Here is a 24,249-nt window from a genome sequence, read left to right as displayed (position 1 = left end):
TCCCCTCACTCCCCGCGCAGCCGGTAGCCGACCCCGCGCACCGTCTCCACCAGCCGGGGGTCGCCCAGCTTGCCGCGCAGCGACCCGACGTGCACCTCCACGGTGTGCCGGTCGGCCCAGGTGGTGCCCCACACGTCCAGCAGGATCCGGTCGCGGGACACCGCCACCCCGTGCTGCCGGGCCAGCGACACCAGGATGTCGAACTCCTTGCGGGTGAGGGTGACCTCCCGGCCGGCGACCGTGACGGTGCGGGCGGCGACGTCGATGCGCACGGGTCCCGCCTCGATCACGTCCCGCTCCGGGGCGGCGTGCGCGGCCCGGCGCAGCACCGCCTCGATCCGCGCCTGGAGCTCGACCATGGAGAAGGGCTTCACCACGTAGTCGTCGGCGCCCAGCCGCAGGCCGAGGACGCGGTCGCGTTCCTCGCCCCGGGCGGTGACGGCGATGATGCCGAGCTGGGCGCTGCGCCGGCGCAGGGCGCGGCACAGGTCGGTGCCGTCGCCGTCGGGCAGGGTCAGGTCGAGCAGCACCAGGTCACACGGCGCGGCGCGCAGCGCCGCCGCGACGGTGGCGGCGTGCTCCACCTCGTAGCCGCGGCGGGTCAGGGCGGACGACAGGGCGGCGGCCACCCGACGGTCGTCCTCGACCAGCAGGATGCGCAACCCGCCTCCCCGGTTCCTCGTTCTCGACCGTGGAATGGTCGCAGACGTGCGGGCCGGGCGGGAGGGCCGCCCGGTCAGTCCCCGTGCGTCCGTGCCGCGCGGCCCGCCGGGGCCGCCCCGGCCGTAGGCTGCCGGGATGATCTACAAACTGTTGACCGGCGCGGAGTGGGACGCCGCCCGCGCCGCCGGGCAGTTCGCCGGCTCGGCGGTGGACCGCCAGGACGGGTTCGTCCACCTCTCCGCCGCCGGCCAACTGGTCGAGACCGCCCGGCGGCACTTCGCCGGCGTCACCGGGCTGACCCTGCTCGCCGTCGACCCGGCGGCGCTCGGCGCGGCCCTGCGCTGGGAGCCGTCGCGCGGCGGCGAGCTCTTCCCCCACCTGTACGGTCCGCTGCCGCTCACCGCCGTGGTCGAGGCCCACGCCCTGCCGGCCGACGTGCCGGCCGCCGACGCGGTCGCGCGCCTGCTGGGCTGACCGCTCGCTATGCTCACTCCCGGCCGACGCCCCGGCCGGGGCCGCCGAGCCCGCCGCCGGGCGCGGCAGCCCCGATCCCGCGCGGGCGGCGGCGCGTACCCGCCGCCGTCCCGCCGCGTCCACCGCCGGCGCCCGGCGCCCCGAGCGATGCGAGTTGAAGGATGACTGACACCACCGAACGGCCCGACCCCGTCTTCGTCCACCCGAGCGCCGACGTGGAGGAGGGCGCCCGGGTGGGCGACGGCACCAAGGTCTGGCACCTGGCACACATCCGGTCCAGCGCCCGGATCGGCGCCGGCTGCGTGATCGGCCGCAACGTGTACGTCGACGCCGGCGTCACCGTCGGCGACCTCGTTAAGATCCAGAACAACGTCTCGGTGTACCAGGGGGTGACCATCGAGGACGAGGTCTTCGTCGGCCCGTGCGCCGTCTTCACCAACGACCTGCGCCCCCGGGCGCAGAACCCGGACTGGACCGTCACCCCGACGCTGGTCCGCCGGGGCGCGTCGATCGGGGCGAACGCCACCCTGGTCTGCGGGGTCGAGATCGGCGAGCACGCGATGGTCGCCGCCGGTGCGGTGGTCACCCGGGACGTGGCGCCCTACCAGCTCGTCGCCGGCAACCCGGCGCGGCCGAAGGGGTGGGTGGACGAGAAGGGCGAGGTCGTCTCCCGCGACGTGACCAGCCCCCGCCGCCCCGACTGACCGCCGGCACGACGAAAGGGGGCGGCAGGTGCCGCCCCCTTTCACGTGGCATTGCCGGTCAGCCGCAGAGGCGGCCGATCTCCTGCCGGAACCGGTCCATCGAGTTCGGCTCGTCCGGGCCGAGCAGGTAGACCTTCAGGTCCTGGCGCGCCTCGGTCATCGGGTCGTCGCCGGCCCGGGTGAGCGCGACGATCTTCTCCAGCTCGCCGCAGTCCCGCGACAGCAGGTACGCCCCCCGCGCGGTGGGGAAGTTGCGGCGGAAGTCGTCCTCGGGCAGCCCGCTCGGGTTCGCCACCACGTACGGGCGCTGGCTCTGCACGAAGTCGGAGACCACGCTGGAGATGTCGCTGATCAGCAGGTCCGTCTGGTTGAAGCAGTCGAACAGGGCGGGGACCCGGCCGGTGACGACCCGGTGCCGGGGGCCGTCGAGGGAGGTCGCGGCGACGTCGCCGCCGGCCGCGCCGATCAGCTGCACCACCCGCTCGTGGACGGCCTTCGCCTCCTTGGACCGGGTGCCGGTCAGCGGGTGCGGCTTGTAGATCAGCCGCAGCGACGGGCGGGCGGCCAGCAGGCCCCGGACGATCCGCTCCCCCATCAGCACCAGCGACGTGTGGTACGGGTCGTCGTCGAGCCACCCCTCCCAGGTGGGCGCGTAGAGCACGGTGAAGGGCCGGTCGGGCGACTCCGAGCCGAACGTGTGCACGCCCGCGAGCTGCGGCCGTCCGATCTCGACGATGTCGGCGTCCAGCACGCCGACGCCGGCCCGCGCGTACCGCTCCCGGCCGGCCAGGCCGGCGACCCACACCTCGTCGTACACCTTGCTGTACGGGTTGACGCTGGCCTGCTTGTCGCTGTCGCCGTGCCCCACGAAGACGTGCTTCATGCCCGGCTCCCGGAGCATGTGGATGTTCGCGCCGACGTTCGCCGCGTACATGGTGGCGCGGATGCTGCCCAGCTCCAGGTTCATGAAGTCCACCCCGGCCGGCACGCAGACCACCGGCAGCCGGGTGTCGGCCAGCTCGTTGAACGCCTCCCGGCTGCGCATCAGCACCACGGCCCGCCGTTCGAGGGCCTCGGTCGGGGCCAGCCACATGTTGGCCTGGTAGACGTCCTTCGCCGGCCCGGCGAAGTAGAGGGCGACCTCGGGCCGGTAGGAGTCCAGCCACTTCTGCACCGCCGGCAGCACCGTGCTCTTGCCGGTGCCCCGGCCCCGCAGCCAGGTCAGCGCGACGATGCCGCCGGCCACGGCGGCGGCGAGCACGGCGGCGGCCCCGCCGGCCAGCATCGGCGCCGCGTCGTCCCACACCGCCGAGAGCACGGCCGCCGGGACCAGCAGCATGTTGACCATGGCGAGCCGCTCGCCGGCGACCCCGGCCGCCCACTCGGGCGGGCGCGGCGCGGAGCGCATCGGGCCGAGGTCGATGTTGCGCACCAGCGCGGAGACCGGGTTGCGCCGGTCGATCATGCGGTTCAGCGCCCCGGCGAAGACCGCGATCACCCAGGTCACGGCGGGCAGCAGCAGGATCGTGGTCAGCTCGACCGAGCCGGGCCGGATGGCCGAGACCACGAGCAGCACGGCCGAGAGGTCGCGGGTGAGCTGCCGGTAGCCGCGGCCGAGGCCGACCTTCTCCAGCAGCGTCACGGTGGGCGCCGACCAGCGGGCGAGGGCGAACTCACCGGCGATCGCGGCGATCCCGCCCACCGCGAACACCCAGACCGCGCCGAGGGCACCCGCGGCGAGCGCGATCAGGTAGAAGAGCAGCAGCACGGCCCCGCGAGCGGCCACGCCCGCCGGTCCCATCAACTTGCCGAACAACGGTTACTCTCCCCCAACGAGATCGGCGACGGGGCCGGGCCCCGTGCGGGACCGGCCTCCTCGTTCAGTGCGGCTAGCGGCGGGAACCCCCCGTGCGTCGTCCTGGTCCCACTCGCCCTCAGACCTTAACGCGAGACGAACGGCGAGCCATATTCGGGTATTACGGGCTTCGTCCCGTTGCTACCCGATCGGCCCCCGACCGCGCCGTCGGGCGGGTCGGGGACCGGCCGTTCAGGGCTGGCGGAAGCAGCGGACCGAGCCGGGGGCGAACCGCCGGGCGTACATCTCGTAGCCGAGCCGCTTGAGGGTGGCCTTGGCCTCGAGGTTGACCCAGTAGACGCAGATGGTAGTCACGTCGAGCCGCTCGATGGACGCTTTCACCTCCGCGTCGGGGGCGATCGCCGTGCCGTCGGCGAACGCGGCCAACCGCAGCCGGTCGCGGACGAAGTCGGAGTTCTGGTCGTACTCGACGAGGTAGCCGTCGCGGGGCATGACGACCCGCAGCCGGCTGCTGACGACGGGGGCGACCCGCATCAGCGTCGACGGGGCGAGCAGCAGGCCCGGCTCGCGGGGCAGCCCCTCGATCCACCGGACGATCTCCAGGCGCTGCTGCGGCAGCTTCCACAGCGGGCGCGGCGCCACCTCCGTGAAACTGTCCCTGCTCCACATCGGCACGCCGAACGTCGCGAAGCAGAAGATCAGCGAGCTGGCGACGATGAGGCCGACCAGCCGGGACACCCACGGCAGCCGGGGCAGCCGGACGGTGCACAGGATCCCGATCAGGCCGGGCAGGGCGAGGATCCAGGGCACCCGCCACAGCACCGCCGCCACGCCGCTGGCGTCGGCGAGCGCCTCCAGCACGCCCGGCACGAACAGCACGCTCATGGTCAGCGCCGCGCCGGCGGCGAGCAGCCGGGGCACCCGCCCCCGCACGAGCAGGGGCGCAAGCCACAGGGCGAGGCCGCCGATGACGCCGAGCACGCCCACCAGCAGGGTGCGGCGGTAGGTGCCCTCGGCGTCGAAGAACTGGGTCTCGCCCCCGGCGCTGGCGACCGGCCCGAGCACCAGCCGGGACACCAGCACCCCGCCGACCGGGTAGGCCAGCGCGGCGACGCCCGCCGCCAGCGCCGCTCCCCACCGACCCACCAGGAGCATCGCCAGGCCGGCCGAGCCGACCAGCAGCGGCAGGATGATCGCGGACGTCGTGGACAGGCCGGTCGCCACCACGGAGAGCGCGGCGATCAGGAACAGCTTCCACCTCGACCGGGACTCGAACCAGTCGGTCAGGTAGACCCACATCAGCGGGACGACCGCCGAGACGAACATGCCCTTGCCCTCGTAGAGCCGGGGCAGGTGGAAGGTGCCGAGCGCGGCGTCCGAGCCGACCACCAGGTAGAGGTAGGTGATGGCCACGACGAACGCCAGCACCGGACGGCGGGGCGCCCAGCGGTGCACCAGCCGCCACAGCGCCAGCACCGCGAGCACGGCCAGGGCCGGCAGCAGCACGAACCAGGTGGCGTCGGCGGCGTGCAGGCCCAGGAATCGGGCCAGCGCGCCGGCGAAGACCTCGATCGAGGCGGTCGGCGGCTGGGTGCTCAGCGGGGCGGCCACGTTCTCGGTGAACAGGAAGTCCCGCACCGGGACGACGTCCCGCTCGGCCACCCACACCGACTTGCCGAGGTAGAAGACGTCGTCCTTGCTGTTGCGGGCCATGTAGAGCGAGGAGACCGCGACCCCGGCCGAGACGAGCAGCGCGAAGAGCGCCTGCCAGCCGGTGGCGGCGGGCTCCGGCGGGCCGGTGCGGGCCAGCCACGCCCGGCGGGCCAGCAGCGCCGCGCCGACGGACGCGGCGAGCCCCAGACCGGTCGGCACCCACCACGACGCGAGCCCGCCCATGCCGGCGGTGACGGCGGCGGCGACGCCGAGCCCGGCGGTGACCACGCCGACGGCGAGCCACCACCAGCGCCCCCTGCCCGCCGGCGCGGGACCGGCCGGGGCGGCAGGCGGCGTCGGCACGGCGCGGCGACGCCGTACGGCGCGGACCACCCCGAGCACCACGGCGAGGACGGCGAGCGCGGAGCAGCACCACAGCCAGCTCACGAACATCACCGACGGTCGCAGCTCGGCCAGGAAGCCCGCGTGGTAGATCACCGTGAACAGCGCGAACGCCAGCACGGCGGCGTCGGTGATCCGGCGCGGCAGGGCGCCGAAGGCGGCCCCGAACCGGCGCGGGAAGGACCGCCACGCGGAGGCGGTCGGTGCGTCGGGGGTCCCCTGCGGCGCGGACCGCTCCCCGGTCGGGTCGGCGGCCTCGTCGCGCGCGACCGGCTCGTCGCCCGGTGTCGCGGGCTCGTCGCGCGGTGTGCCCGGCGGATCCTGCGGTGTCGCGGGTCCGTCCTGCGGTGTGCCGGGCTCGTCCCGCGGCACCGCAGGGCGGTCGTCGGGCGTTTCCGGCTGGGGCTCGCGCGTGCCGGGCGGGTCCTGCGGCGTCTCGGGCTGGTCGTCCGGGGCGCGGGGCAGGTCCTCCGGCGCGCGCTGGTCCTCCACTGCCAGGGCGTCGTCTGCGACGTTCGGCACAGGGGATTCCTTGATCTCTGTCGAGTGGGAAGGCGGGCCGCCGGGGCTCACCCTCGGCGGGCGGCGGCGGCCGGCCGGGCGCACGGTGGGCAAGCCTACCCGAACGTGATCGCCGGCCGGGCCGGCGACACGGTGCCCTCCAGCCTGGCCCCGCAGGTCAGGCCTGGTCGGCGAAGAGCCGGCCGACGGCCCGGTGCGCCGGGAGGATCGAGCGCCGCTCGGCGTCGGCGTCGGCGACGCCGGCGAGCAGGTCGAGGAAGTGGTCGAGCTGGGCGGCCAGCGGCTCCCGGTTGGAGACCAGCTCCGGCACCTCCATGATGCTCTGCTGCCGGTAGCCCCGGCCGTCGGGCGTCGCCGCGTCCAGCGACACGTGCCGGTAGATGGTGACGTCCCGGCGGATCAGGTCCGCCTCGATCAGCCGGTCCACCTCGCTCACGACCAGCGTCCGCACCTTCCGCTGGCCGATCCGGCTCGCCGAGACGTTGGCCAGCGCCGCGCCGCCGAAGGTCAGCAGGGCCTCGGCGACGTCCTCCGCGCCGGGCAGCGAGCCCGGGTGGAAGTGGCCGAGCACGCCGCGTACGTCGGTCGGCTCCTGCCCGCCGAACACCCGGACGGCCAGGTCCACGTCGTGGATCAGCAGGTCCCAGGCCACGCCGGTGCGGATCCGCGGCGCGTACGGTGAGTGCCGGGTGACGGTGAGGTGCACCGGGCTGTCGACCAGGGCGAGCGCGGTGAGCACCGCCGGGTTGAACCGCTCCAGCAGCCCGCACACCAGCGGGACCCCCCGCTTCTCGGCGGTGGCCACGACGTCCTCGGTCTCGGCGAGACTGCCGCAGACCGGCTTCTCGATCAGCAGCGGCTTGTCGGCGGCGAGCACCTCACCGGCGAGCGCGTGGTGGAACTCGGTGGGGGCGGCGATCACGACCGCGTCGACGTCGGACAGGTCCGACCCGTCGGGCGCCCACCGCGCGCCGTACCGGTCGGCCACCGCCCGGCCGACGGCCTCGCGGGGCTCGACGACCCGCACCAGCCGGGCCCGGTCGGACTGGGCGATGACCCGCGCGTGCAGGGCGCCCATCACGCCCGTGCCGACGAGGGCGAAGCGCACCGGGGCGGTCACGCGCCCACCGCCTTGCGCACGGCCTCGACGACCCGGTCGACCTCGCCGTCGGCGAGGTGGTGGTGCACCGGCAGGGACAGGCACTGCCGGGCCACCCGTTCGGCGACCGGGGCGGGGTCGGCGACCACCCGGGGGTGCTCCCGGTAGCAGTCGTAGTCGTAGACCGCCTTCGGGTAGTAGACGCCGCAGCCCACCCCCTGCTCGCCCAGCCGGGCGGCCACCTCGTCGCGGCTGGCCGGCGCGGCGTCGGTGACCAGGACGGTGTACTGGTGCCAGACGTGCGTCCGGCCCGGCAGCTCGGCCGGCAGGCGCAGGCCCGGCACGTCCGCCAGGCCGGCGTGCAGCCGGGCCGCGTTGTCCCGCCGCCGCGCGACGGTGTCGGCGTAGCCGGCGAGCTGCGGGATGCCGAGCGCGGCCTGCAGGTCGGTGAGCCGGTAGTTGTGGCCGGCGACCTCGTACTGGTAGCGCTGGCGCATGCCCTGGTTGCGCAGCACCCGCAGCCGGTCGGCGAGGACGGCGTCGTCGGTGGTGATCATGCCGCCCTCGCCGGTGGTGAGGTTCTTCGTGGCGTACAGGGAGAAGGCGCCCAGGCCGAAGCTGCCGGCCCCCCGCCCGCCGACCGTCGCTCCGAGTGACTGCGCGGCGTCCTCGACCAGGCCCAGGCCGTGCCGCTCGACCAGGGGCACGATCGCGCCCATGTCGGCCGGCTGGCCGTACAGGTGCACCGGCATGACGACCCGGGTACGCGCACCGAGCGTGGCGGCGAGGGCCGCCGGGTCCAGGCAGAAGTCGTCCTCGCGGATGTCGGCGAAGCGTGCGGTCGCCCCGGCCTCGAGGATCGCGTTGAGGGTGGCGACGAACGTGAACGGGCTCGTCACGACCTCGTCGCCGGGCCGCAGGTCGAGCACCTCCAGGGCGGCGACCAGCGCCGTCGTGCCGTTGTTGACCGCCACCGCGTGCTCCACCCCGACCAGGTCGGCGAACTCGCGTTCCAGCCGGGCCACCATCGGACCCTGCGCGAGCACACCGGAGCGGATCACCTCCACCGCCAGCTGTTCGGCCTTCTCGTCGAGTTTCACGACGGAAATGGGGATCACAGCACGTCTCCTCGGGGTCGGTGGCAGCGAGCACGGTAACAGCGGCGGAGGTCGACACGACGGGCGGTGGCCGGCGTCGGGGTAGGAATTCCGCGCGGGCGCGCCGAGCGAGTGGGGGCGCGGGGCCTGGGCTAGTGTAGTGCCCTGCCCGGTCCGTCCTCACTTTCCGCTACGGACGAAACGCGACGCGGAGGCACGTAACGCATGGTCCAGACCGTCCCGCGGAAGGATGTCGTCACTTCCGGCGCCCCGGAGCCGGGCGACGACGGTCTTCCCGCCGCACCGGCCGGCCCGCTGAAGCGATGGCTGTCGCTGGGTGTCCGCGTCGCCGTCGTCGTCGCCATCGCCGCCGGGATGGTCTGGAGCGTCGTCGACCAGTGGCCGCAGGTCCGGTCGACGTGGCTGGGCCTGGCCTGGCAGTCGGTGGTGCTGTCCGTCCTCGCGGCGCTCGCCGGGATGGTGGCCAACACGATGGCCTGGCGGGCCGCCGTGCGCGACCTGGAACACCGGGTGTCCGTGCCCGCCGCCCTGCGCATCTGCCTGGTGGGACAGCTCGGCAAGTACATCCCCGGCAGCGTGTGGGCGTACGTGCTCCAGGTCGAGCTGAGCCGGCGGGCCGGCCTGCCCCGGGCCCGCGCCTTCCTGGCCACCCTGGTCTCCGTGGGCCTCGGCGTCACGGCCGCGCTGGGCCTCGGCCTGCTCAGCCTGCCGGCGCTGCGCGAGGCGGCCGGCGGCGGCGACTCCACCTACGCCGACTCGGTGCGGGTCGCGCTGTGGATCGTGGCGGCGCTGTTCCCGGTCGCGTTGGTCTGCGCGGTGCCGCGGGTGCTCACCGCGCTGGTGCAGCTCGCCCTGAAGGTGCTGCGCCGCCCGCCGCTGACGCACCGCCTCACCTGGCCGGGCGTGTCGCGGGTGGTGGGCTGGAGCGCGCTGGGCTACACCCTGTTCGGCGTGCACCTGTGGCTGCTGGCCAACGCCCAGGCCACCCCCGGCGTGGAGGGGCTGCTGCGCAGCGTCGGCTCGTTCGCCATCGCGATGACCGTCGGCATGTTCGCCTTCCTCTCCCCCTCCGGGCTCGGCGTGCGGGAGGCCGTGCTGGTCGCCGCGCTGGCCCCGTTCCTGGACGGCAACGGCGGCGTCGGCGCGGCGATGGGCATCGCGCTGGCGTCCCGGCTCATCTTCACCATCGCCGACGTGCTCGCCGCCGGCCTGGCCGCCCTGTCCGGGGTGCGTCAGCTCCGCCGGGACGCCCCGACGGAGACGTCCGCCACCCCCGCCGGCTAGGAGGCCGGGAGGTGCAGGTCAGCGGGTGACGACGCTGGTGATCCGGGTGAACTCGCGCATCAGGTCGTAGCCGTCCCAGGTGGCGGCGAAGCTCAACGCGTCGCCGACCGGCACGATCCGGTCGACCCCGCGCCCGGCCAGCGCACGGGCGAAGGCGACCAGCTCGTCGGCCGTGAACCCGAAGTGGGTGACGGTCTGGTCACGGCGCACCACCACCGGCGCGAGGTCGGCCAGGCTGTCGACGCGGGCCTGCGGGAACGTGCCGACGCCGAGCCAGCGGCGCGGGAGGTCGCCCGGCCCGGCCAGCTCCACCGTCGCCAGGTCGTTGCCGTCGAAGTGGATGGCCGTGGCCGCCCCCTCGACGGCCAGGCCGTAGGTGGCGACCCGCTTCTCCACCGCCATCGCGGCGTCGACCTCGGGCCGCTTGCCGTCGAGCACCCTCCGTAGCCGGGCCAGCAGGTCCGCGCGGGCGGCCCCGGTGCTGGCCGGGTCGCCGACCCAGTAGACGGCGCGGGGCGAGGCGCAGGCCGCCTGGTCGAACCAGTACGCGTCGTTGTAGAGGCCGAGGGCGGCGGCGTCGCGGTCGGCCTCGGCGGCGGCGAGCCAGCCGGCCGCCCCGATCACCGTGAACGACGAGCGGTCCGGGAAGGTCAGGTCCCGGGCGTGCGGGGCCAGCGGGTGCCGGCGGATATCGCCGACGGACCGGTCGCCGCCCCAGATCACCCGCAGGTCCGCCGCGGCCGACAGCGCGGCGGTCACCGCGTCGTCGCGCCCGTACGTGACCATCCGCTGGGTCTGCCGCACCACGTCGTCGGCGTCGGCGAGGGTGTCGCCGAGCGCGTCGAGCACCGCGTCGGCCGCGCCCGCCGACCGGGACGAGATGCGCACCACGTTGGCGTTGCCGGCGAGCGCGGACAGCGCCCACGAGTAGACGAAGATGGTGTCGACGTTGGCCGGCGGCACGTGGAAGACCAGCCCCCGGGGGAAGCGGAGCTGGCCGGGCTCGTCCGCGACCCGGGCGAGCGCCCTGGCGATCTCGCCCCGGCGCAGGAAGAAGCCGAGGGAGGCCAGCTCCGGGTGCCGGCGGGCCACCGCCGGGCGCAGCAGCCGCCGGGCGAACGCCACCAGGAACTCGACGATCCGGTCGTCGCCGACGGTCAGCGGGCCGCCGGCCGGCACCGCGCGCAGCGCGGCGACGAGGTCGTCGACGGCGGTCGCGCCGCCGGCCGGGAACCGCTCGACGACCTTGCCGCTCATGCCCGCACCCCGCCGCGCCCGACGCCGGCCCGGAACGCCGACGCGCCCCGCCCGGCGATCCGCTCGTCGCACCCGCTCATGCCGCCGCCTCCGCGAACGTGTCGCTGCACCCGCGCGCCTCGGCGCGGGGCAGCCGGCCCAGGATGGAGAACCGCTTGCCCGGCCAGGCCCCGTCGTCGACGCCGTGCACGACGCCCCGGTCCTCGGTGAGCAGCAGGTGCCCCGGGTACGACCGGGGCATCGTGCTGACCACCTGCACCACCCCGGGGGTGCCGACGGGCACCTCCGCCCAGGTGTGCGGGTCGCGGACGATGACGTCGGCGAACTCGGGGCAGTAGAGGCCGCCGCCGTCCGGCCCCTCCAGGAACGTCGTGCCGATCTGCTCGACCATGCCGTAGAAGTTGTGGATGCGCCGCAGGCCCGTGTCGGCGGTGAAGCGGCGGCGGAACTCGGCGTTGTCGACCGCCCGGTCGACCAGCTTCTTCCAGCCGCCGCTGTGGATCAGGATGCCGTTGCTCAGGTCGAACCGGTGCTCGCGGGCCAGCTCGTAGAGGTAGAGCCAGGTCATGAACGTGAAGCCGAAGATGAGGAACGGCTGGTCGCCGTGGCGCTCCAGGAAGGCGCGCACCGCGTCGGGGTCGGGCCGCTCCTGCTCGTCGAGGACGAAGGTGTGGTCGCGGCCGAAGTTCATCAGGCCGAGCACCCCGGCGCCCCGGGCGGAGAACGACGTGCGGTTCTTGAACAGGGCCCTCGTGTCGACCAGCAGCATCGGCAGCCGCTTCGTGCCGATCACCGCGCCCAGCGTGGCCGACAGCATCTTCTGCTGCACGCCCGCCGCCTCCCGGTCCAGGTAGATCCGGCTGACGTCGCCGGTGGTGCCGGAGGAGGTGAGGACCTTGAAGACCTCGTCGTCGCCGATGCTCTTGAGGACGTGGTGCTTGAACAGCCGCACCGGCAGCCAGGGCAGGTCGGCGACGCGGTCGTAGCGGCGGCCGGGCAGGTGGCCGAGGGAGGCGAGCAGGCGGGCGTACTCGGGGCTGCGGGCCCGGTGGTGCTCGGTCAGCTCGACCAGCTCCGGCAGGAGCCGGGCCTCGCGGGCCGCCTGGTCGAGGGCGAACAGGCTCATACCAGCGCCTCCAGGGAGCGGTAGTCGATCTTGCCGTTGGGCAGTTGCGGCAACCGCTCGACGGCCCGCACGTCGAAGCCGGACCGGTGCAGCCGCAGCCGCTCCGCCAGCCGCCCCGCGAGGACGCGCGTGCCGTCGTCGGTGCCGCCCTCGACGAAGACGACGACCCGGTCCGGGCCGGAGACGGCGACGACGGGCCCCTGGTCGCGGGCCAGCTCCTCGATGTCGTGCAGGTTGACCCGGATGCCGAAGACCTTGCCGAACCGCTTGAGCCGGCCGCGCAGCCAGACGAACCCGTCGGCGTCGAGGCAGCCGAGGTCGCCGGTGCGCAGGACGCCGCCCTGCTCGTCGCCGCGGGCCAGGTCGGCGGCGCTCTCCGCGTACCCCATCATGACGTTGGGGCCGCGGTAGACCAGCTCGCCGACCACGCCGGGACGGTCGGTCTCCGCGCCGTCGGGGCCGAGCACCGTGAACGAGCCGCCGGGCAGGGCCGGGCCGACCGAGCCGACCCGGTCGGGCAGCGCGTCGGCCGGCAGGGTGCTCATCCGGGGGCCCGCCTCGGTGCAGCCCCACATGACGTGGAACCGCCCGCCCGCCTCCGCGATCCTGGCGTGGAACGCGAGGATCGTCTCGTCGCGCAGCTTGCCGCCGGCCTGGGTGAGGGTGCGCAGCGTCGGGTACTTCGCGGGGCTCCACCGGATCTTGTGCAGCATCTCGTAGTTGTGCGGCACCCCGGCCAGCGACGTCGCGCCGTAGGTCGACACGGCCTGCCAGAACTCGCGGGCCAGCACGCCGCCGTCGACCACGAGGACGGTCGCCCCGGCGGCGAGGTGGCTGTTGAGCACGGACATGCCGAAGCTGTAGTAGAGCGGCAGGCTGGTCGGGGCGATCTCGTCCGGACCGATGGCCAGCACCCGCGCGATGGCCGCCGCGTTGGACTCCACGGCGGCGCGGGAGAGCCGGACGAACTTCGGGTCCCCCGTCGAGCCGGACGTGGCCAGCAGCACCGCGAGATCCGGGTGCGGCCGGTCGGCGCAGGCCCGCTCGCGGACCCACACCGGGCCGAGCACGTCGTCGTCGACCGCGCGGTAGTCCCCGGGCCGCTCGCCGGGGTCCGCGCCCGCGCCGCCCTCGGCGAGGCCCACCACCACGGCGGGCTCGAAGCGCCGCACGAAGTCGGCCAGCACCGCCGGGTCCAGCGCCGGGTCGAGCAGCGCCACCGGGCGCTGCGCGCGCAGCGCGCCCGCGTAGCGCAGCACCGCCGGCACCGACGTGCCGCTGCGGGCGAAGACCACCCCGGGCGGGAGCCCGGCGTACGCGGCGGCGTGCCGACCCACCTCGGCGGCGAGGTCGGCGCCGCCGAGGACGACGCCCGTGGCGGCGTCGATCAGCCGGGCGCTCGGGGCGACCAGGTTCACGGGACGAGCCCTCCGTCGACGCCGAGCACCTGGCCCGTCACGTAGCGGGCCGAGTCGCCGGCCAGGAACCGGATCACGTCGGCCACCTCGTCGGGGTCGCCGAGCCGGCCGAGCGCGGCGGCCGCCGCCTGCCGGTCCAGCACCTCGGCGGGCAGCGACGCGGTGAGGTCGGTGCGGATGACCCCGGGCGCGACGGCGTTGACCCGGATGCCCCGGCCGCCCAGCTCCCGCGCGGCGGAGCGGGCCAGCGCGGCCACCGCGGCCTTCGACGCCGCGTAGACGGACTGGCCGGCCGCGCCGTACGTGCCGACGACCGAGGCGAGCAGCACGATGGAGCCGCCCCGCCGCTCGGTGCCGTCGGCGCTGCGGCGCTTGCGGGCCATCGCCCGACCGGCGGCCTGCACGGCCGCGACCGCCCCGGCGACGTTGACGTCCAGGGTGCGGCGGACGTCGTCGGCGCGCAGCATGCCCAGCAGGCCGCTCTCCATGATCCCGGCGTTGGCGACCAGCACGTCCAGCCCGCCGTGCGCGGCGACGACCTGCTTGACCGTGACGCCGACGGCGTCGAAGTCGGCGACGTCGAGCCCCAGGCCGTGCCCGCCGAACTCCTTGGCCACCGCCTCAGCCCGGTCGGCGTCGCGGCCGGTGACGACGACCGTGGCCCCCGCCTGCGCGAGGGCGCGGGCGGTGGCCAGGCCGATGCCGCGGGTGCCGCCGGTGACCAGGGCCACCCTGGCGGTCAGCTCACTCATCGACGCCGAGGCCCCGCAGCATGTCGAGGGCGACCTTGAAGCTGCTCATGTCGATGACCTGCTCGGTGTCGAGCTGGACGTCGAACTCGTCCTCGATGGCGGCGACCAGGGTCATGTGGCCGAGGGAGTCCCACTGCTCGATGCCCCGGTAGGCGAGGTTCTCGACGTCGGTGCCCTCGGGCAGCTCCAGGGCGTCGACGAAGACGTCGCGCAGGCGGTCGGTGAGGCTCATGATCGTGCATTCTCCGTACTGCTAAGGGATGGTCACTGACCGTCGCGGCGTCGCGCGGGCGAGCCCCAGACGGGGGCCTCCCCGCGCGCCTGCGCCTCCGCCCGCCGGGCGGCGTTCTCGGCGCGGACCCGCTCGGCCTCGGCCCTGAGGTAGTCCTCGTCGTAGCGTTGGAAGACCCGCGCGGGGTTGCCCGACACCAGACTGTAGGCCGGAACGTCTTTCGTGACGACAGACAGCGGGTTAACGGTGGCACAATCACCGATGGTGACGCCCATCATGATCACGCTGTTGCCGCCGATGAAGCAGCCCTTGCCGATCCGCACGGGCTTGCGCTCGATCAGGTCGCTGCCGGAATGGTTCTCCAGCATCATGTTCGCCAGCCAGCTGGAGTGGGTGAACACCAGGCAGTTGAGCCCGATGCTGGTGTGGTCGCCGATCTCCAGGCCGCCGCTGGCGTCCAGGACGGTGTTCTCCCCGATCCAGCAGTGCTCGCCCATGACCAGGTTCTCCGGGCTGACGATCTTAGTCCGCTCCCGGATCCGGGTGGTCTCGGGCAGGCCGAGGTAACGGGCGCGCTCGACGTCGTTGAGCAGGCCACCGACGAGGTCGTCGAGGATGCCGGTACGCAGCCGGTTGCTGCGCTCGTCGTCGGAGAACACGCTCATGCTCGTTCCTTCACCATCCGGTCGAACGCCGCCAGGTGCTGACGGGTGACCACGTCCAGCGTGAAGTGGGAGTAGACCAGGTCGCGCTGGCGCTTGGCGATCCACTCCCGCTCCTGGGGGTCGTCGAGCAGCCGGATCACGGCGTCCGCGAGGTCGGCCGGGTCGTCCGGCCGGACCAGCACGAAGTTCTCCCAGTTGCGCAGGTGCACGGCCGGGAAGTTCGTCTCGGTCACCGTGCCGATCGTCGCCCGGCCGGCGGCCATCGCCTCCAGGCTGGCGGTGCCGAACCCACCGCCCTGTAGGTCGTGGGCCACCACGTCGGCCGCGGCGAAGTAGGCGGGCACCTCGGCCGACGGGACGACCCCGGTGCTGATCACGGCGTGGGCGACGCCGAGTTCGGCGGCCCGCCTGGCGTACGCGTCGTAGTAGACCTGGCCGATGACCAGCACCCGCGTGTCGGGGTGCTTGGCCAGGATCGTCGGCAGCGCCTCGACCAGGGCGATCCGGTCGCGCAGCGGGATGACGTGCCCCAGCGAGACGATCAACGGCGCGTCGCCGATGCCGTGCCGGGCGCGCACGTCCAGCTCCGGCGCGCCGTCGAAGCGGCTCGGCTCGACCGCCACCGGGATGTACTCGAAGTCGGCCGTGGTCGCGCCGTAACGCTGCGCGCAGTAGCGGGCGGCCAACTCGTCCATGATGACGTAGCGTGGGCGGAACCGGCGGATGAGCGGCCTGACGAGGAAGCGGTCCAGCAGCCGGAACAGGGCCGCGTACTTCGGGTCGGGGCTCTCCAGGCGGGTGTGGATGGACAGCAGCACCGGGGTGCGGTGGCGGCGCGCATAATGGCCGGAGATCCAGCTCAGGTCGAAGAACTGGCCGTGCTGGTGGATGACGTCGGGGGCGAACTCGGTCAACAGCCGGGACACCCGGCGCAGGTTGCCGGGCCGGGCCAGGGCGAAGGCCAGGTCGAAGTCGATGGAGAGGCCGAGCTTCGGCATCGGCATCGCGGGCAGCCGGACCACCCGGTAGCCGTCCCGCTCCTCCTCGTCCGGCGCGCCGCGGTAGGCGGCCGTCAACACCAGCACCTCGTGGCCGGCGGCGGCGTAGCGCTCCGCCAGCGCCGCGGAGAGGTGGGAGCTTCCGCCGGGACGGGGCGGGAAGAAGTTGTTGACGACCGCGATCCGCACAGCGGGGACTCCTGTCGAGGTCGGTGTGGGGGCGGGGAGGTGTGAGACCCGAGGGCTCACCGATGGATCGTACGGGCGGTGCGGGGAGGGCGCCGGGAGGCGACGCCCGGCCCGGCCGCGTCAGGCCACCTCGACCTTGATCAGGTCGGTCATCCCGTCCTCGACCGCGATGGTCGGCTCCCAGCCCAGCACCTCGCGGGCCCGGGTGATGTCCGCCGCCCGGCGGCTGACCAGCACCTCGCGCGGGTTGAACTGCGGTTCGACGTCCACCCCGACGGCCTTGATGAGGATCTCGGCGAGGGTGGCGACCGAGGTGTCGATGCCGGTGCCGATGTTGACCGGCACGTTGCCCCGCTCGGCCTCCAGCGCGGCGACCACCGAGCGGGCGATGTCGTGGACGTGGATGAAGTCCATCGACTGCTCGCCCCGGCCGTCGATGACCGGCGGCTGGCCGGTCTTCAGCCGCTTGACGAAGTGGTTGATGACGGAGGTGTAGTACGCGGTCGGCTTCTGGCCGGGGCCGTACACGTTGAAGAAGCGCAGGGCGATCCAGTTGAGGCCCTTGCTGCGCTGGTAGAAGGCGAGCAGGTCCTCGCCGGCCCGCTTCGAGATGCAGTACGGGGTGAGCGGGTCGAGCCGGTCGTCCTCGTGCATCGGCAGCTTCTTCGGATCGCCGTACACGGAGGCGGAGGAGGCGAACACGAGCCGCTTCACGCCGTGGTCGGCGGCGGCGGCGAAGACGTTGTGGTTGCCGACCATGTTGATGTCGATCGACTCGTACGGGTCGGCCTGGCTCTTGTTGATGGAGACCGCCGCGAGGTGGACGACGAGGTCGCAGCCCTTCATGGCCGCGTGCACCGCGCCGCCGTAGCGCACGTCCTGGTCGACGAGCTCGACGTCGCCGGTGGCCGCCAGCTTGGCGACCTGCTCCCGGTCGCCGCGGAACATGTTGTCGAAGATGCGGACCCGGTAGCCCTTGTCCAGCAGGAGCGGCACCACGTGCAGGCCGATGAAGCCCGCACCCCCGGTGATGAAGACGGTCTGCTTCGACATGTCGTGCGATGTCCTTCCTGAAGGAGATCAGCGGCCGGTGGCGGCGCTGGCGACGACGTCGACCAGGGTGGCGACGACGGTCTCGACCTGGGCGTCGGTGAGGTTGGCGTGCATCGGGATGGCCAGGTGCCGGGCGAACAGGTCCGCCGAGACCGGGCACGGCGTCGTCTGGCCGTAGAGCGGCTGCGCGTGCGAGGCGTACGTGCCGAAGGTGCACTGCACGCCGCGCCGGCGCAGCCCGAGGGCGACCGCGCCGCGGTCGACCGAGGGGTCGAGGGTCACCACGTACGACTGCCAGGGGTGCTCGCGGTCCGGTGCCTCGTGGGGGGTGACGATCAGCTCGTGGTCCTTGAGCAGCTCGCCGTAGCGGGCGGCGGTGCGCCGCTTGGCGGCGAGCAGGTCGGGCAGCCGGTCGAGCTGGGCGAGCATGATGGCCGCCGCCACGTCGGAGAGCCGGTAGTTGTAGCCCAGCTCGGTGAAGGCCGGAATCGGCAGGTCGGACAGCTCGGCCCGGGTCAGCGCGCCCTCCACGCCGTACGTGTGCAGCTTGCGGGCGTGCGCGGCGAGGTCGTCGCGGTCGGTGACGTAGGCCCCGCCCTCGCCGGCAGTGATGCCCTTGCGGCCGTGGAAGCTGAAGGTGGCGACGTCGGCCAGGCTGCCGGCGGGGCGGCCCTTGTAGGTGGCGCCCGCCGCACACGCGGCGTCCTCGACCAGGAACAGCCCGTGCCGGTCGGCGACGGCCCGCAGCTCGTCGTAGTCGGCGGGCTGGCCGAAGGCGTCGACGGCGACGACGCCGACGGTGCGGGGGGTGATGGCGGCCTCGACGGCGGCCGGGTCCACCGTCCAGATGTCGGGCCGCACGTCGGCGAAGACGGGCTTCGCGCCCGCCCACATCACCGCGTGGCCGGTGGCCGGGAAGGTGTAGTCGGCGACGACGACCTCGTCGCCGGGCCGGACCCCGAGGGTGAGCAGCGCGAGGTGCAGGGCGGAGCCGCAGTTGGCTGTGGTCAACGCGTGCCGGGTGCCCGTCGCGGCGGCGAAGCGCTCCTCGAAGCGGCGGCAGGTGGGCCCGGCGCCGGCCAGCCAGCCGGAGGCGAAGACCTCGGCGATCGCCGCGAGCTCCGCCTCACCGACGGTGGGCTGGCCGAGCGCGATGACGTCGTCTGACATGAGGCTCCCTAGAAGACGGACCCGGTGAGTGTAGGCACCCCCGGGCGGCAGCGACGAATCGGGCACGCCGGGCGCTGGTTACCATCGGTGGTCGCCCGGCGGAGGTGACGACCGGGCAGGGGAGAGCGAGATGACGAGGTTCGTGGTCGTCGGCGGCGGCATCGTCGGCCTGGCGGTCGCCCACCGGCTGGTGACCGACCGGCCGGGCGACTCCGTCACCGTGCTGGAGAAGGAGGCCGGCTGGGCGGCGCACCAGACCGGCCACAACTCGGGCGTGATCCACGCCGGGGTCTACTACCGGCCGGGCAGCCTCAAGGCCACCCTGTGCCGGGCCGGCAGCGCGTCGATGGTCGAGTTCTGCGCCGACCACGGGCTGGCGTACGAGGTCTGCGGCAAGCTGATCGTCGCCACCGACGAAGCGGAGCTGCCCCGGCTGCGGGCGTTGCACGAGCGGGCCGAGGCCAACGGCCTGCCGGTGCGGCTGGTCGGTGCGGCCGAGGCCGCCGAGCACGAGCCGCACGTGGCGGCCGTCGCCGCGCTGCACGTGGCCTCGACCGGCATCGTCGACTACGGCGCGGTCTGCCGGAAGCTGGCGGAGCTGCTCGCCGCCGCCGGGGCGGACCTGCGCACCCGCGCCGAGGTGACGGGGGTGGCCGACCGGCCGGCGGGGGTGGTGGTCACCACCACGGCCGGCGAGGTGGTCGCGGACGTGCTGATCAACTGCGCGGGCCTGCACGCCGACCGGATCGCCCGGCTGGCCGGGGTGCCGACGCCGGTGCGGATCGTCCCGTTCCGGGGCGAGTACTACGAGCTGACCCCGCAGCGGCGGGGCCTGGTGCGGGGGCTGATCTATCCGGTGCCGGACCCGCAGTTCCCGTTCCTCGGGGTGCACCTGACGAAGATGATCGACGGCACGGTGCACGCCGGCCCGAACGCGGTGCTGGCGACCGCGCGGGAGGGCTACTCGTGGGGGCGGTTCAGCCCGCGCGACGTGTGGGACGAGCTGACCTACCGGGGGCTGTGGGCGCTGGGCCGGCGGCACTTCCGGTACGGGCTGACCGAGGTGGCCCGGTCGCTGTCGAAGGCGCGGTTCGCGGCGAGCCTGGCGCGGCTGGTGCCGGAGCTGACGCCGGCCGACATCGTCCGGGCCGGCGCGGGGGTGCGGGCGCAGGCGATCCTGCCCGACGGCGGCCTGGTCGACGACTTCCTGATCGTCGAGGCGGCCCGGCAGGTGCACGTGCTCAACGCGCCCTCCCCCGCCGCGACCAGCTCGCTGGAGATCGCCCGGCACATCGTCTCCCGGCTGCCGGTGGACACGACCCGCTGAGACGCTCGGGCGGGGCCGCGGGCGCGGGCGGGACAACGGGACGGCGGGACAACGGGACGACGGGTCGGCGGGCGGGCGCTCAGGCGGGGGCGGCGTCGCGCTGCCGGGGCACGACGCCGGCCGCGCCGAGGCCGGTGGCCACGGCCTCCACCAGCGCGTCGAGGTACGCCTCGGTCGGCATCGTGCGGGTGATGGCCAGCCGCCAGTACAGCGGCCCGACGATCAGGTCCACGGCGGCGCCGGGCTCGGTGTCGGCGGGCAGCTCGCCCCGGGCGACGGCGCGGGCGACGAGCGACCCGCCGACCTCCTGCTGCTGGGCCCGCAGCACCGCCTGGAGGGTGGCGTCGATCTCGGGGTTGCGGGCCGCCTCGGCCAGCAGGTCGGGCACGATCTGCGCGGCCAGGGGGTGACTCAGGGCGTGCGCGAGCACCCGCAGCAGCAGGCCGAGGTCGCCGCGCAGGCTGCCGGTGTCCAGGCTTGGCAGCTTGCTGCCGGCGGCGGCGCCGACGACCTCGACGACCAGCTCCAGCTTGGAGCTCCACCGCCGGTAGATCGCGGTCTTGCTGACCCCGGCCCGGCGGGCGACGGCCTCGATGGAGAGCCGGCCGTAGCCGACGGCGGCCAGCTCCTGCATGAGCGCGCGCCGGATGGCCGTGGTGATCTCACCCCGCAGCACCGCCGCGCCGGCCGGCGCGCGCCTCTTCTCGGTGGTCACGGCAGACTCTTCTCGGGCGTCACGGCAGACCCTCCTCGGCTGTCACGTGGGACAATGTACCGCAACGACGGTACGGTTGCGTCCCGACGTTGTTATGGACTACCTTCCACGCAGCGACGAGGCGGCGCTCCACGCACCGGCCACCGGCGAACCCGTCGTCGCGCCCATCCCGTTGGTACAACAGACGCACCCCGCTGGCACGACAAGATCGGAGCGCCCATCCCATGGCCAACACCGCGCTGGCCGACCCCGACGCCGGCCTCTCCCAGGCGCAACTGGCCGCCCGGTACGGGCTGCGGGTCGCCGGCGAGCGGCCGTCCCTGGCGGAGTACACCCGCCGCCTGTGGGCGTACCGGCACTTCATCGCCGCGTACTCGAGCGCCAAGCTGGTCGCCTCGTTCAGCAACGCCCGGCTCGGGCAGCTCTGGCAGGTGCTCACCCCGCTGACGAACGCGGCGGTCTACTACCTGATCTTCGGCCTGGTGCTGAAGCAGAACAGCATCCCGAACTTCATCGCGTACCTGACCGCCGGGCTGTTCATCTTCAACTTCACCCAGACCGCGGTGCAGAACGGCACCCAGTCGATCACCGGCAACCTGGGGCTGATCCGGGCGCTGCACTTCCCCCGGGCCTGCCTGCCCCTGGCCGTCATGCTCACCCAGTTCCAGCAGCTGATGGCCTCGCTGGTGGTGCTGATGGGCATCGTGCTGGTCACCGGCGAACCGCTCACGGTCGAGTGGCTGCTGCTCGTCCCGGTGGTGCTGCTCCAGGCACTGTTCAACGCCGGGCTCACCATGGCCGTGGCCCGGATGGGCTCGAAGGTCGCCGACCTCAAGCAGGTGATGCCGTTCCTGGTGCGCACCTGGATGTACGGCTCCGGCGTGCTCTACAACGTCGCGCTGTTCGAGGAGAACCTGCCGGGCTGGGCGACCCGGATCGTCGAGGCGAACCCGATGCTGGTCTACATCGAGCTGGCCCGGCACGCGCTGCTGGAGGGCGCGCCGCTGCTCAACTCCTCCATGGTCCAGGCGTGGTCGTACGCGGTGGGCTGGGCGGTCGTGATGGGCGTGGGTGGTTTCATCTACTTCTGGCGGGGCGAACAGGAGTACGGCCGTGGCTGAGCACATCGAGGCGTCCAACGACGTCACCGTGACGCTGCCCAGGATCGTCGAGCGCATCCCGACCGTGGTGGTCGACGACGCGCACGTGATCTACCGGGTGCACAAGGGCGCGGCCGGCGGCACCAGCCCGGTGGCCGCCCTGAAGCGGATCGTGTCCCGCACGTCCGCGCCGAACATCCGGGAGGTGCACGCGGTCAAGGGGGTCAGCTTCACCGCGTACCGGGGCGAGGCGATCGGGCTGATCGGCAGCAACGGCTCCGGCAAGTCCACCCTGCTGCGGGCCATCGCCGGGCTGCTGCCGGTCAACCGGGGCGCGGTCTACACCCAGGGGCAGCCGTCGCTGCTGGGCGTCAACGCCGCCCTGCTCAACGACCTGCCGGGCGAGCGCAACGTCACCCTGGGCTGCCTCGCCATGGGCATGCAGCCGGCCGACGTGGCCCGGCTCGCCCCGGAGATCATCGAGTTCTCCGGGATCAACGAGCGCGGCGACTTCGCCTCGCTGCCCATGCGGACGTACTCCTCCGGCATGGCCGCCCGGCTGCGCTTCTCCATCGCGGCGGCCAAGAAGCACGACGTGCTGCTGATCGACGAGGCCCTGGCCACCGGCGACAAGGGCTTCCGCAAACGCAGCGAGCAGCGGGTGCGGGAGCTGCGGGAGGACGCGGGCACGGTGTTCCTGGTCAGCCACCAGCTCTCCTCGGTGCGGGACACCTGCGAACGGACGATCTGGCTGGAATCGGGCGTGCTGCGGATGGACGGCCCGACCGACGAGGTGCTGCGCGCGTACGAGGACTTCTCCAACAAGAAGTAAGGTTGCGGCTTCCGTACGGTGTCGTGCGGGTGTCTTCCCCACCGCGTCGTCCCTGGGGGGCGGCGCGGTGGTTGCGTTATGGTTCACCCGGCCGCCGTGCGGCCGTCACCCCCTGTTCGCAAACCGTGAGAGTGAGGATCGGCAATGACGCAGGACCACACCACTGGCCCGGACGCCACACCGGAGACCCCGGCGCCGTGGCGGCCCTCGCGGACGGTGGCGGTGGTGCTGGCGGGCGGGACCGGGACCCGGCTCGGCCTCGGCATCCCCAAGCAGCTGCTGAAGATCGCCGGCAAGCCGATCATCGAGCACACCCTGGCGGTCTTCGAGGCGGCCCCCGAGATCGACGAGATCATCGTGCTGATGGCCGACGGGCACGTCCCCGACGCCCAGCGGATCGTCGACAAGGCCGGCTTCCGCAAGGTCAGCAAGGTCATCGCCGGCGGCGACACGCGCAACGCCACCACCCGCATCGCGCTCGACGCGGTCGGCGAGGGCGACGTCAACATCCTCTTCCACGACGCGGTGCGCCCGCTGCTCAGCGGCCGGATCGTCCGGGAGTGCGTCAACGCGCTCTGGACCTACTCGGCGGTCGACGTGGCGATCCCGTCGGCCGACACGATCATCCAGGTCGACGACGACGACTGCATCACCGACATCCCGGTGCGCTCCACGCTGCGCCGGGGGCAGACCCCGCAGGCGTTCCGGTCCGGCACGATCCGCGAGGCGTACCGGATCGCCGCCGGCGACCCCGACTTCGCCGCCACCGACGACTGCGGCGTCGTGCTGCGCTACCTGCCGGGCACGCCGATCAAGGTGATCGACGGCTCGGACGAGAACATCAAGGTCACCCACCCGGTCGACGTGCACCTGGCGGACAAGCTGTTCCAGCTCGCCGCCGCGCAGGCCCCCCGGCTGACCGCCCGGGACTACACCGAGGAGCTGGCCGGCCGCACGATCGTCGTGTTCGGGGGCAGCTACGGCATCGGCCACGAGCTGACCGAGCTGGCCCGCCGCCACGGCGCGCAGGTCTTCCCGTTCAGCCGCTCCACCACCGGCACCCACGTGGAGCGCGCCGAGGACGTCGAGGCCGCGCTGAAGACCGCCTTCGAGGCCACCGGCCGGATCGACCACGTGGTCGTCACCGCCGGCATCCTGGAGAAGGGCGAGCTGGCCGAGATGGACCAGGAGACCATGGACCGGGTCCTGCACGTCAACTTCGTCGGCCCGGTCACCATCGCCCGGCAGTCGCTGCCGTACCTCCAGCAGACCAAGGGTCAGCTGCTGCTCTACACCTCCAGCTCGTACACCCGGGGCCGCGCCCGCTACGCGCTCTACTCGGCCACCAAGGCCGCCCTGGTCAACCTCACCCAGGCGCTGTCCGACGAGTGGGCCGAGTTCGGCGTACGGGTCAACTGCATCAACCCGGAGCGCACCGCCACGCCGATGCGCACCAAGGCGTTCGGCGAGGAGCCGGAGCACACGCTGCTGGCCGCCGAGACCGTCGCCCAGTCGTCGCTGGACGTGCTGATCTCCGAGCTGACCGGGCAGGTCATCGACGTACGCCGGGCACCGGGCGAGCTGCCCGCCGCGGGCGTGCCCGCCCAGGCCAGCCGGGCATCCGCCCCGGCCACGGCCGGCTGACGGGTCGACGGCCACCGCGACGGGCGAAGGAAGCGA

Annotated in this window: 22 protein-coding genes; 7 read left to right on the top strand and 15 right to left on the bottom strand. The window is 73.7% G+C overall.

Translation table 11 applies throughout. The annotated features are described in order from the left end of the window. Positions 1-5: 5 nt before the first annotated feature. The gene (locus O7633_RS31035; RefSeq protein WP_074475831.1) at positions 6-662 is read right to left on the bottom strand and encodes a response regulator transcription factor; all 657 of its coding nucleotides are present in this window, start codon (positions 660-662) and stop codon (positions 6-8) included. A gap of 136 nt (positions 663-798) precedes the next feature. On the opposite strand from O7633_RS31035, the gene O7633_RS31030 reads away from it, so the two are divergent. Further along, entirely contained in the window at positions 799-1,137 is a 339-nt protein-coding gene (locus O7633_RS31030) for a DUF952 domain-containing protein (RefSeq protein ID WP_074475830.1), read from the top strand. A 161-nt stretch (positions 1,138-1,298) separates the two neighbouring features. Next, the gene (locus O7633_RS31025; RefSeq protein ID WP_074475829.1) at positions 1,299-1,841 is read left to right on the top strand and encodes an acyltransferase; all 543 of its coding nucleotides are present in this window, start codon (positions 1,299-1,301) and stop codon (positions 1,839-1,841) included. A 58-nt stretch (positions 1,842-1,899) separates the two neighbouring features. Here the strand turns inward: O7633_RS31025 and O7633_RS31020 are convergent, their stop codons facing one another. The 4 genes from O7633_RS31020 to O7633_RS31005 form a co-directional block, all read right to left on the bottom strand. Beyond that, positions 1,900-3,642, bottom strand: coding sequence for a CDP-glycerol glycerophosphotransferase family protein (locus tag O7633_RS31020; RefSeq protein WP_282328691.1), 1,743 nt, complete (start codon positions 3,640-3,642; stop codon positions 1,900-1,902). Positions 3,643-3,888: 246 nt separating this feature from the next. Continuing rightward, a complete protein-coding gene (locus O7633_RS31015) occupies positions 3,889-6,234 on the bottom strand; it encodes a DUF6077 domain-containing protein (RefSeq protein ID WP_282324939.1) in 2,346 nt (781 codons plus the stop codon). 157 nt (positions 6,235-6,391) lie between these two features. Then, a complete protein-coding gene (locus tag O7633_RS31010) occupies positions 6,392-7,354 on the bottom strand; it encodes a Gfo/Idh/MocA family oxidoreductase (RefSeq protein WP_282324938.1) in 963 nt (320 codons plus the stop codon). Then, entirely contained in the window at positions 7,351-8,451 is a 1,101-nt protein-coding gene (locus tag O7633_RS31005) for a DegT/DnrJ/EryC1/StrS family aminotransferase (protein ID WP_282324937.1), read from the bottom strand. The genes O7633_RS31010 and O7633_RS31005 overlap by 4 nt, the downstream gene beginning before the upstream one ends. Before the next feature lie 204 nt (positions 8,452-8,655). On the opposite strand from O7633_RS31005, the gene O7633_RS31000 reads away from it, so the two are divergent. Then, a complete protein-coding gene (locus O7633_RS31000) occupies positions 8,656-9,735 on the top strand; it encodes a lysylphosphatidylglycerol synthase domain-containing protein (protein WP_282324936.1) in 1,080 nt (359 codons plus the stop codon). 18 nt (positions 9,736-9,753) lie between these two features. Here the strand turns inward: O7633_RS31000 and O7633_RS30995 are convergent, their stop codons facing one another. The 9 genes from O7633_RS30995 to O7633_RS30955 form a co-directional block, all read right to left on the bottom strand. Beyond that, positions 9,754-10,992, bottom strand: coding sequence for an acyl-CoA reductase (locus tag O7633_RS30995; protein ID WP_282324935.1), 1,239 nt, complete (start codon positions 10,990-10,992; stop codon positions 9,754-9,756). Between the two features lie 76 nt (positions 10,993-11,068). Continuing rightward, on the bottom strand, positions 11,069-12,118 hold the full coding sequence (locus O7633_RS30990; RefSeq protein WP_282324934.1) for an acyl-protein synthetase: 1,050 nt from the start codon (positions 12,116-12,118) through the stop codon (positions 11,069-11,071). After that, on the bottom strand, positions 12,115-13,536 hold the full coding sequence (locus tag O7633_RS30985) for an AMP-binding protein (RefSeq protein ID WP_282324933.1): 1,422 nt from the start codon (positions 13,534-13,536) through the stop codon (positions 12,115-12,117). The genes O7633_RS30990 and O7633_RS30985 overlap by 4 nt, the downstream gene beginning before the upstream one ends. Next, complete coding sequence (locus tag O7633_RS30980; RefSeq protein WP_282324932.1) at positions 13,533-14,288, bottom strand: SDR family oxidoreductase; 756 nt, start codon at positions 14,286-14,288, stop codon at positions 13,533-13,535. The genes O7633_RS30985 and O7633_RS30980 overlap by 4 nt, the downstream gene beginning before the upstream one ends. Beyond that, positions 14,281-14,520 carry an acyl carrier protein gene (locus tag O7633_RS30975; protein ID WP_282324931.1) on the bottom strand — a complete coding sequence of 80 codons (240 nt, stop codon included), beginning with the start codon at positions 14,518-14,520 and terminating at the stop codon, positions 14,281-14,283. Before O7633_RS30975 ends, O7633_RS30980 begins: the two co-directional genes overlap by 8 nt. A gap of 32 nt (positions 14,521-14,552) precedes the next feature. After that, complete coding sequence (locus tag O7633_RS30970) at positions 14,553-15,185, bottom strand: acyltransferase (RefSeq protein WP_282324930.1); 633 nt, start codon at positions 15,183-15,185, stop codon at positions 14,553-14,555. After that, the gene (locus tag O7633_RS30965) at positions 15,182-16,372 is read right to left on the bottom strand and encodes a glycosyltransferase family 4 protein (RefSeq protein WP_282324929.1); all 1,191 of its coding nucleotides are present in this window, start codon (positions 16,370-16,372) and stop codon (positions 15,182-15,184) included. Before O7633_RS30965 ends, O7633_RS30970 begins: the two co-directional genes overlap by 4 nt. A 120-nt stretch (positions 16,373-16,492) precedes the next feature. After that, the gene (locus O7633_RS30960; RefSeq protein ID WP_282324928.1) at positions 16,493-17,425 is read right to left on the bottom strand and encodes an NAD-dependent epimerase/dehydratase family protein; all 933 of its coding nucleotides are present in this window, start codon (positions 17,423-17,425) and stop codon (positions 16,493-16,495) included. A gap of 27 nt (positions 17,426-17,452) precedes the next feature. Then, complete coding sequence (locus O7633_RS30955) at positions 17,453-18,595, bottom strand: DegT/DnrJ/EryC1/StrS family aminotransferase (protein ID WP_282324927.1); 1,143 nt, start codon at positions 18,593-18,595, stop codon at positions 17,453-17,455. Positions 18,596-18,725: 130 nt separating this feature from the next. Here O7633_RS30955 and lhgO point away from each other — a divergent pair, with 130 nt between their 5' ends. After that, a complete protein-coding gene (gene lhgO / locus O7633_RS30950; RefSeq protein ID WP_282324926.1) occupies positions 18,726-19,922 on the top strand; it encodes an L-2-hydroxyglutarate oxidase in 1,197 nt (398 codons plus the stop codon). Positions 19,923-20,001: 79 nt separating this feature from the next. On the opposite strand, the gene O7633_RS30945 is transcribed toward lhgO, so the two are convergent. Then, positions 20,002-20,637: a TetR/AcrR family transcriptional regulator gene (locus O7633_RS30945; protein WP_282324925.1), complete on the bottom strand. Its 636-nt coding sequence runs from the start codon at positions 20,635-20,637 to the stop codon at positions 20,002-20,004. A gap of 224 nt (positions 20,638-20,861) precedes the next feature. Here O7633_RS30945 and O7633_RS30940 point away from each other — a divergent pair, with 224 nt between their 5' ends. The 3 genes from O7633_RS30940 (at position 20,862) to O7633_RS30930 (ending at position 24,213) form a co-directional block, all read left to right on the top strand. Further along, complete coding sequence (locus O7633_RS30940; RefSeq protein WP_074475813.1) at positions 20,862-21,758, top strand: ABC transporter permease; 897 nt, start codon at positions 20,862-20,864, stop codon at positions 21,756-21,758. After that, the gene (locus O7633_RS30935; protein WP_074475812.1) at positions 21,751-22,569 is read left to right on the top strand and encodes an ABC transporter ATP-binding protein; all 819 of its coding nucleotides are present in this window, start codon (positions 21,751-21,753) and stop codon (positions 22,567-22,569) included. Before O7633_RS30940 ends, O7633_RS30935 begins: the two co-directional genes overlap by 8 nt. A gap of 144 nt (positions 22,570-22,713) precedes the next feature. Further along, positions 22,714-24,213, top strand: coding sequence for a bifunctional cytidylyltransferase/SDR family oxidoreductase (locus O7633_RS30930; protein ID WP_074475811.1), 1,500 nt, complete (start codon positions 22,714-22,716; stop codon positions 24,211-24,213). Positions 24,214-24,249: the final 36 nt, after the last annotated feature.

It is taken from the genome of Micromonospora sp. WMMD712 (genome assembly GCF_029581295.1).
GTDB lineage: Bacteria > Actinomycetota > Actinomycetes > Mycobacteriales > Micromonosporaceae > Micromonospora > Micromonospora carbonacea.
Note: the sequence above shows the minus strand (reverse complement) of the source record. Positions and strands in the feature narration are given on the sequence as shown.